Source organism: Rhodoferax sp. UBA5149 (assembly GCF_002413825.1).
Classification (GTDB): domain Bacteria; phylum Pseudomonadota; class Gammaproteobacteria; order Burkholderiales; family Burkholderiaceae_C; genus Rhodoferax.
In genome coordinates this window covers 1-8,110 of sequence record NZ_DHXT01000140.1, presented here as the reverse complement: position 1 = coordinate 8,110, position 8,110 = coordinate 1, and the positions used below count along the sequence as shown (strand labels likewise).

9 protein-coding genes and 1 pseudogene are annotated in these 8,110 nt (G+C 62.1%); 4 read left to right on the top strand and 6 right to left on the bottom strand.

Features of this window, described 5'->3' with window-relative positions; all coding sequences use genetic code 11:
* A pseudogene (locus B3V69_RS11995) lies at window positions 1-230 on the bottom strand (hypothetical protein); the annotation flags it as partial.
* Window positions 231-456: 226 nt separating this feature from the next.
* Between B3V69_RS11995 and B3V69_RS11990 the strand changes: the two are divergent.
* Window positions 457-1,788, top strand: a complete 1,332-nt coding sequence (locus B3V69_RS11990) for a hypothetical protein (RefSeq protein WP_296446829.1) — start codon at window positions 457-459, stop codon at window positions 1,786-1,788.
* Between the two features lie 72 nt (window positions 1,789-1,860).
* Here the strand turns inward: B3V69_RS11990 and B3V69_RS11985 are convergent, their stop codons facing one another.
* The 5 genes from B3V69_RS11985 to B3V69_RS11965 form a co-directional block, all read right to left on the bottom strand.
* Complete coding sequence (locus B3V69_RS11985; protein ID WP_296446827.1) at window positions 1,861-2,193, bottom strand: hypothetical protein; 333 nt, start codon at window positions 2,191-2,193, stop codon at window positions 1,861-1,863.
* Between the two features lie 76 nt (window positions 2,194-2,269).
* Complete coding sequence (locus B3V69_RS11980; protein ID WP_296446825.1) at window positions 2,270-2,977, bottom strand: ABC transporter ATP-binding protein; 708 nt, start codon at window positions 2,975-2,977, stop codon at window positions 2,270-2,272.
* A gap of 9 nt (window positions 2,978-2,986) precedes the next feature.
* Window positions 2,987-4,177: an ABC transporter permease gene (locus B3V69_RS11975; RefSeq protein WP_296446823.1), complete on the bottom strand. Its 1,191-nt coding sequence runs from the start codon at window positions 4,175-4,177 to the stop codon at window positions 2,987-2,989.
* The gene (locus B3V69_RS11970) at window positions 4,174-5,364 is read right to left on the bottom strand and encodes an efflux RND transporter periplasmic adaptor subunit (RefSeq protein WP_296446858.1); all 1,191 of its coding nucleotides are present in this window, start codon (window positions 5,362-5,364) and stop codon (window positions 4,174-4,176) included. Before B3V69_RS11970 ends, B3V69_RS11975 begins: the two co-directional genes overlap by 4 nt.
* The gene (locus tag B3V69_RS11965) at window positions 5,364-5,987 is read right to left on the bottom strand and encodes a TetR/AcrR family transcriptional regulator (protein ID WP_296446821.1); all 624 of its coding nucleotides are present in this window, start codon (window positions 5,985-5,987) and stop codon (window positions 5,364-5,366) included. The genes B3V69_RS11970 and B3V69_RS11965 overlap by 1 nt, the downstream gene beginning before the upstream one ends.
* A gap of 153 nt (window positions 5,988-6,140) precedes the next feature.
* On the opposite strand from B3V69_RS11965, the gene B3V69_RS11960 reads away from it, so the two are divergent.
* The 3 genes from B3V69_RS11960 to B3V69_RS20800 all read left to right on the top strand — a co-directional run.
* Complete coding sequence (locus B3V69_RS11960) at window positions 6,141-7,049, top strand: crotonase/enoyl-CoA hydratase family protein (RefSeq protein ID WP_296446820.1); 909 nt, start codon at window positions 6,141-6,143, stop codon at window positions 7,047-7,049.
* An 11-nt stretch (window positions 7,050-7,060) separates the two neighbouring features.
* Complete coding sequence (locus B3V69_RS11955; protein WP_296446817.1) at window positions 7,061-7,975, top strand: acyltransferase; 915 nt, start codon at window positions 7,061-7,063, stop codon at window positions 7,973-7,975.
* Window positions 7,894-8,110 (top strand): phosphoglycerate mutase family protein (locus B3V69_RS20800; protein WP_414707520.1); only part of this gene is annotated, 217 nt, incomplete at its 3' end. The genes B3V69_RS11955 and B3V69_RS20800, both read left to right, overlap by 82 nt.

Below are 8,110 nucleotides of genomic sequence, written 5' to 3'. Positions count from 1 at the left end.
ACTTCGTCAGCGTGTTTGGCCCACGAAACCGCCAGACCGCCGCGCTCAATTTGGGGGACGGGTGAGTGATTCGCGCCGTGGAGATGTGAATGAGACCGGTGAAGTAAGCCTCTGGGCAGGGACAGCGGCGAAAAAGCGAAGGTGGGGTTAGGAAGTTCTTTCATTTCTTTCTCCTGTTGAGGGTCTGGCAAGCACAAATTGGCACACATTCGCGCGAAGTCTTTTGACATGGTTACGCTCTTTTTTTCCGCTTCACTGGATGGTGCTGGTCTTCTGTGACGGCGCCGTGGCAACTTCATGGCATTTGCGTGACAGCGCGCCCCCGGGCGACGGCAAACACACGGCCAAGGCAACCATGTTGATAGACTGCAACGAATTCAGGGCTACGCTGACGAACTCTGGCGGCCCGAACAATTTGAGGCCTTTTTGCAGAATCGATGACCTGGAATTTGAAACATGACAACAAACTTCGCCAACACCCTGAACCGGGGTTGCATCTGCCGCACCCTGGACGAACAGCGTCTGCGTGAGCAACTGGAAAGCGATCCGGGTCTGACCGGGCTGGCGCACAGCATCGCCCAGACCCGCCCCCACCTGTTTTCTGCCACGGCCGTGTTCCTCTCCAGCAGCACTTTTGAGACCATCGCGGCGACCGTGGCGGCCATTGAGCGCGTTGTGTCCACGCCCGGCTACCAGGCCACTGCGCTGGCACGGGCACCCGCCATCGCACAGCACCCGTTCGGCCCGGCCGGGGTCTTCATGGGGTATGACTTCCATGTCAATGCCGACGGACCGCAACTGATAGAGATCAACACCAACGCCGGGGGCGCGCTGCTCAACGCGGCATTGGCGCGGGCGCAGAAATCATGCTGCGAATCGATGAGCCAGGCGCTTGCGGCCTACACACCGCTGCACGCTGCGCTGGGCGCTGTTGAGCAAACCTTCTTTGACATGTTCAAGGCGGAGTGGCGTGCCCAGCGCGGTGAACTGCCGCTGCGCTCATTGGTGATCGTGGACGATGACCCGCAGGCGCAATACCTGGCACCCGAGTTCGAGTTGTGCCGCCACATGTTTTTGCAGCGCGGGCTAAGCGCTTCAATTGCCGACCCGCGAGAACTGGAATGGCGCGACGGCAGCCTGTGGCACGGCCAGGTGATGGTCGACATGGTCTACAACCGGTTGACCGATTTTTATCTCGCTGAACCCGCTCACCAGGCGTTGCGCGATGCCTACACCGCTGGCGCGACCGTGGTGACGCCGCACCCGCGCGCCCATGCCTTGCTGGCCGACAAACGCAACCTCGTCACACTGAGCGACGCTGAACTGCTCGCGGCCTGGGGCGTTGGCGCGACTGACCGCCAGCTGTTGGCTGCAGCCGTGCCAGCGACGCAACGGGTCACGCCGCAAGGCGCGGACGAGCTGTGGGCCCGGCGCCGCCAGCTCTTTTTTAAGCCGGTGGCGGGCTACGGGGCCAAGGCGGTTTACCGCGGTGACAAGCTGACGCGCAAGGTGTGGGACGAGATTCTGGCGGGCGATTTCATCGCCCAGGCGCTGGTACCACCGGGCCAGCGCATGGTGGTGGTGGACGGCGTGCAGACCGATCTGAAGTTCGATGTCCGCGCCTACACCTATGCCGGCCAGATTCAACTGCTGGCGGCGCGCACCTACCAGGGCCAAACCACCAATTTCCGCACACCGGGCGGCGGCTTTTCACCGGTCGTCGTGGTGCCGCAACTCGACGACATTGTCACACTCTTGTCTGAGTCAGGTAGCACCGTCCCTGCCTGACAAACCCGGCTATTGCACTATGCCGGTTCGCAGAATGATTAAAGGATGCAGTGCATTGGCTTGGTGGCAGGATCAACGCCCTGGCGTGTCACTGTGCGATACCTCGAAGCCATCGGCCACGTAGGCGGGGCCTTTCATCAGCCACACGATGACACAGCCAATCGTCACAGTCACAACCAGACTCCAGATGAAAATCACCAGGCCGATCATCACAAAATCAAACAATTGAATATGCCGAGCCAACTCGGCAGCACTGCCCCCGGTGATCAAGAAACGGGCTGCAAGTGACATCAGCGCTGGCAAAAGCGTGCCCGCCAGGCAAACTGTCGGCATCAGGCGCAGCAGCCGCCATTCAAACCCGTACGGGGTGCGCTGAAATCCGGGCAGTTTTCGAAGCCAGTCCATGAAAAGCATTTTAGGAGGGCACCAAAATTCTTGCTGGCTTTAATCTGCGCGGCCCCACGACAAGCAGGACTTTGCGCTACAGGCTCAGGCCTTGGCCGGCTTCCTCGAACGTGCGTCCGTCGCGGATGTGATAAATGCGTTTGAAGGTCGGGATGATCTTCTCGTCGTGCGTGACCACGATGATGGCGGTGCGGTACTGCTGCGCCATCTGATTCAGGATGCGCATCACACCGAGCGCGCGTTCGCTGTCCAGCGGGGCCGTGGGCTCGTCAGCCAGGATCACGGGCGGCTGGTTGGCCAGCGCCCGCGCAATCGCCACGCGCTGCTGTTCGCCGCCGGAGAGCTGCGAGGGCTCCGCCCTGGCGCGGTGGCCGACATCGAGCGCCTCCAGCAACTCACGGGCGCGCGCCCGCGCACGCGCGTTGGGCTGGCCCGCCAGCATGGGCAGCAGGGCCACGTTGTCGGTTACGTCCAGAAACGGAATCAGATAGGGCGCCTGGAACACAAAACCGATGCTGTCGCGCCGCAGGGTGCGTAAATCGGCGATCTTCCAGCCGTTCTCATAGATCGTCTCGCTGCCCAGCGTCATGCGCCCCGACGTCGGCTCGATGACGGCGCCCAGGCATTTGAGGAGCGTGCTCTTGCCCGAACCCGAAGGGCCGATCAGGCCGACCACCTCGCCCGGGGCGACGCTCATGTTCACGTCCTTGAGCGCGTCCACGGCAGCATCGCCCTCGCCATAGCGCTTGCTCAAACCTTCGATGCGGATACCGAGTTCACTCATGGGGCATCCTTATCCAATAGCCGCCGCCGGATCGACGCGCAGCGCCACACGGATGGCGAGCGTGCTGGCCAACGCACAGATGATCATGACCGCGACAAAGCCGCGCAGTGCGTCTCCCGTCTCCAGCAAGACGTACTTGGGGAAGATGGGCGCCCAGATGGTGGCAGCGACCTTGCCAACGATGAAGCCGATCAACCCGAGGCCCAGCGCCTGCTGCAGGATCATGCTGGCTATCGTGCGATTGCGTGTTCCGATGAGCTTGAGCACCGCAATCTCGCGCAGCTTGCCCAGGGTCATGGTGTAGATGATGAAGGCCACGATGGCCGCGCTCACGATGGCCAGGATCACGAGGAACATGCCGATCTGCTTCGCGGAGGTGGCAATCAGCTTGGCCACCAAAATGTCCTCCATCTGCTCGCGCGTGAACACCTGCAGGTGCTTCCAGCGGCGGATCGGCTCGGCCACTTGCTCGGCCTCAAAGCCGGGCTCGATCTGCACCAGTACCGCGTTGACATTGTGGTTGCTGCTTTGCGAGGCCTGAACGGCCTCCAGCAAGCCGGGCACGCCCGGGCGGTTCAGTGCGGGGTTGGCGGCGGTGCGGGCACGGTCATTTTGAATAGCGTCGTTGTCTTTCAGGAACTGCGCTTCCTGCGCGTCGGCCAACGGAATGAAGACCATGGGGTCGCCGCCGGAAGACACCATGCGTTGCGTGAGGCCGACCACGCTGTAGTCATGCCGGCGAATCTTGATGACGTCGCCGACCGAGAAGCCCGTTTTCACGTCGGCCACCGCCTCATAGTGATTGCGCGTGATGTGGCGGCCCGCGATCAGGTAGCCCGGCTCGCCGGGCTGGCCGGGCTCCGCGCCCACCACCATGGCACGCACGTCGGCAGCCTCGCGGCGCACCTGCATCGTGAGGTAGGTCACATTGGCCGCGCGCGCCACGCCTGGCATGCCCAAAAGTGAACGGTACACGTCATCGCGCAGGCTGGATGCTTCAGCGTACGGACCCTGGGTGTCTTTCTGTACCACCCAAAGGTTGGCGCCACTGTTGTTCAGCAGCATGAGCGCATCGTCCACCATGCCACGGTAGACACCGGCCATCGTCAGCGTGACGCCGATCAACAAGCCCAAACCAATGCCCGTGAGCACGAACTTGCTCCATGAATGCAGGATGTCGCGGCCGGCCAGGCTGATCATGGCTTGCCCGGTGCGAGGCTTTGCACTACCTGGATGCGGCTGCGCGCATCGATTTCCTTCTCGCTGTAGACCACAACCCGGTTGTCGGTCTTCAAACCATCCAGCACCTGCACCTGTCCGTCCAGGCTCACCTGGCCCAGACGCAGCGGCGCGAAGCGCAGGCCGCCATCATCCTGCACCCAGACGCCAGACTGTCCGGCGTGCCGCTTGATGGCGGCATTGGGCAGCAACAGGGAACGCGGCGTAGCGGGCAACTTGAGTGTGACCTCGGCCAGTTCGCCGACCGAAACGCCCGCTGGCTGGGCGTCAAATGCAATCTGTGCCACGCGCTCCTCCGTCACGCTGTCGCCCTGCAGTTCCACGCGGACCACCTTGCCGCGCTGCGTGGCGGCGGCGCTGGAGCGCAGCACGATATCGGCGGCCAAACCAGGCGCCAGACCGCCCGAGCGGCCCTGGTCAAAGCGTGCTTTCACCCACAGGCTGGCGGGATCCACCAGCTTGAGAACCGACTGCCCTGCCACCACGGTGGAGCCTGGCTCGGCGTCGCGCGACAGGACCACGCCGTCCTGCGCGGCCACCAGGCGTGCGTTCTGACGCTGTTGCATCAGACCGGCACGTTCGGCTTTGAGCCGTGAAAGGTCCTGTTGTGCAGCGAGCAGGTTGGCCTGCGCTGCGCGGGTACCGGCATCGGCCGACGTCTGCTCCTGCACTTTCGCCTCCACCGCACCGGGACTCACAAAGTTTTGTCGACCTAACTCGACATAACGGCGCGCATTGATGGCGGCCAGCTCCCGGCGTGCTGCCGCATCGGCCGTTTGCGCATCGGCAGCCGCAATGCCGCTGCCAGCCCGCGCCATGGAGGCGTCCAGCGCCGCAAGGCGGTTATCCAGGTCGACGGGATCCATCTCGGCGAGCAGCTGGCCCGCCTTGACCGTGTCACCCGCATCCACCAGCACGCGCAGCACGCGGCCGGCGGCGGTGGGCCCAATCAGGTAGCTGCGGCGCGCTTCCACCGTGCCAATGCCAAAGAGAGCGGGCGTGAGTGATCCTTCGGTCGCCTGCACCACCGTCACCCGCACGGGGGCCAGCGGCCCGGCACGCCGGATGACAAACACGATGGCAACCAACAGCAGCGCGCCAAGCAGACCGAGCACGAGCACTTTGGAGGTAGGGGCTTTGAGCTTCATCATGATGGGCTGCGGATACCGCACAGGTAAAGGTGAAAGACGGGCGGCGCTTGCGCACGCATGGAGGAAATCTGCCCGCTCAGCATGGACTGCATGACCAGGCCTTGCACGATGCCGACGAAAAGTGTGGCGGCGGCAGGCACATCCAGGTCAGCCGCTGCGTCGCCGCGCTGCACCGCCGCCTTCAGCAGGCGCAACAGCAACTGGCGGTAGCCCTGCATGAGACTACGTACCTGCTGCTTGAGAGGCGAATCCTCCGGCTGCTGCAGTTCGTGAAAGATCACACGCGGCACGCCGGGAAAGGTCACTACAAAAGCCACATGCGCATCGAACACGCGGTGCAGGGCTTCGAGTGGTGTGGCGGCCTGCTGCGCCGCCTCATTGAGTGAGCGCAGCAGGTTCTCCGTTACCCATGCCATGGCGGCCAGCCAGATGGATTCCTTGGATGGGAAGTGCTTGAACAACGCCCCCTGGCTCAGACCCAGGGCGCCGGCCAGATCAGTGGTAGTGATGGTCCCAGGACTGCGGTCCTGAGCCAAGTGCAGTGCGGCGGCCACGATTTCTGCCTGGCGGGCTTCGGTGGGCAAACGGGCGACAGGAACTTGTATGGAGCTCGGTTTCATTTGGCAATCATTATTTGGTAAGTATTTGATTACTTACCATGATAAAAGATATTCACCTGTGCGTCAAACGCAGGCTGAAAAACTGAATGGGCGCCGGGAAAAAGGAATCTATGATCATCTGCCCAGAACAACAATCTAGCGGAAACACGTCCCATGCCCTCCTTCAGCACCCTGCGCATCGACAAAGACGCCGACCATCCCCGCATCGCCCGCCTGCTGCTCAACCGGCCCGAGCGGCTCAATGCCATCAATGAAGAGATGCCGCGCGAGATCCGCGCCGCCATCGACTGGGCGGCCGCCGAGGAGGAGGTGCACGTCATCATTGTGGAAGGGGCCGGAAAAGGGTTTTGCGGCGGTTACGACCTGACTCAGTTTGGCGAAGGCCAGATGGAGCATCCTTGCCAGCAGGAAAAAACACCCTGGGATCCGATGGCTGACTACCGCTATATGAAGCGCAACACCGAAGATTTCATGAGCCTGTGGCGCAGCCCCAAACCGACCATTGCCAAGGTGCACGGCTACGCCGCCGCCGGCGGCAGCGACATCGCCCTGTGCTGCGACTTGCTGGTGATGGCCGACGACGCGCGCATCGGCTACATGCCCACCCGGGTGTGGGGCTGTCCCACGACGGCCATGTGGACGTACCGCCTGGGCGCCACCCGCGCCAAGCAATTGATGTTTACTGGCGACACCATCGACGGCAAAAAAGCCGCTGAATGGGGCTTGGCCAACGAGAGCGTACCCGCCGACCAGCTCGAAGCCGCAACCCTGGCGCTCGCCCGCCGCATTGCAGGTGTGCCAAACTCGCACCTGGCCATGCACAAGATGGTGGTGAACCAGGTGATGCTGACCATGGGCCTGGAGCAGACCCAGATGATGGCCACCGTCTTTGATGGCATTACCCGCCACAACCCCGAAGGCATGTGGTTTCGCCGTTATGCCCAGCAGGAAGGGTTCAAGGCGGCGGTCCAGTGGCGCGACAGCGGTCAGCCCATTCCTGAAGGCGATGAGGCCCGGGAGCTGATTCGACAAATGGAAAAGAGCCGAAAAGACAATGACTGAGAGGTCGATCCATGCTTAATTTCTTGCCCCCTTTATGGGTGGGCCTGATAGCGACACTGCTGATGGCGCTCAACGCGCTGTTCTGGGTGCCCATACTGTTGCTCTTTGCCCTCCTCAAACTGATCATCCCGGTCCAAAAAATGCGATTGGCGATTGATCCGATCCTGTTGCACATCGCGGAAGCCTGGATTTCGGGCAACAGTGGCTGGATGCGGCTCACCCAGCGCATCACCTGGGATGTGCAGGGCATTGAAGGTCTGAGCTACCGCAGTTGGTACCTGGTGAACTGCAATCACCAGTCCTGGGTGGACATTCTGGTGCTGCAGCATCTGTTCAACCGGCGCATTCCGCTGCTCAAGTTTTTCCTCAAACAGCAGCTGATCTGGGTGCCCGTCATGGGGCTGGCCTGGTGGGCGCTGGATTTTCCGTTCATGCGCCGCCATAGCGAAGAGTTCCTGAAAAAACACCCCGAAATGCGTGGCAAAGACCAGGCAACCACACGCAAGGCCTGTGAAAAATTTGCACTAATTCCGACCAGTGTGATGAATTTTCTGGAAGGCACGCGCTTTCGGCCCGCCAAGCACCAGCGGCAGCAATCGCCTTACAAGCATTTGCTCAAGCCCAAGGCCGGCGGCATTGCGCTGGCGCTCAACGCCATGGGCGACAAGTTCCAGGCCATCCTCGATGTGACCATTGTTTACCCGAACGGTGCCCCGGATTTCTGGCAATTCCTGACCGGCAAACTCCATCGCGTCATCGTTCGGGTGCGGCCGTTTCCGGTGCCCCAGGACCTGGTGCAAGGCGATTATTCGGGTGACCCGGCGGTGCGTGAGGCCTATCAGAAATGGGTGCATCGGATGTGGCTGGAAAAGGATGCGCAGATAGAGGCACTCCTTCAGCCTATAGCCTCCGCAGGTATTCATTAAGCCGCATGAACACCGCTCATATCTGCGTCGCCCGCCACGGCGAAACCGACTGGAACATGCGTGGCATTTTGCAGGGCTGGTTCGACGTGCCGATCAATGAGCAAGGGCGCCATCAGGCGCGCCAGCTGGCGGCAA

Excerpts from the sequence above, each read along its gene's own strand:
- B3V69_RS11990 (WP_296446829.1), top strand. The coding sequence starts at position 457 with ATGACAACAAACTTCGCCAACACCCTGAACCGGGGTTGCATCTGCCGC.
- B3V69_RS11965 (WP_296446821.1), bottom strand. The coding sequence starts at position 5,987 with ATGAAACCGAGCTCCATACAAGTTCCTGTCGCCCGTTTGCCCACCGAA.
- B3V69_RS11975 (WP_296446823.1), bottom strand. The coding sequence starts at position 4,177 with ATGATCAGCCTGGCCGGCCGCGACATCCTGCATTCATGGAGCAAGTTC.
- B3V69_RS11960 (WP_296446820.1), top strand. The coding sequence starts at position 6,141 with ATGCCCTCCTTCAGCACCCTGCGCATCGACAAAGACGCCGACCATCCC.
- B3V69_RS11985 (WP_296446827.1), bottom strand. The coding sequence starts at position 2,193 with ATGGACTGGCTTCGAAAACTGCCCGGATTTCAGCGCACCCCGTACGGG.
- B3V69_RS11980 (WP_296446825.1), bottom strand. The coding sequence starts at position 2,977 with ATGAGTGAACTCGGTATCCGCATCGAAGGTTTGAGCAAGCGCTATGGC.
- B3V69_RS11955 (WP_296446817.1), top strand. The coding sequence starts at position 7,061 with ATGCTTAATTTCTTGCCCCCTTTATGGGTGGGCCTGATAGCGACACTG.
- B3V69_RS11970 (WP_296446858.1), bottom strand. The coding sequence starts at position 5,364 with ATGAAGCTCAAAGCCCCTACCTCCAAAGTGCTCGTGCTCGGTCTGCTT.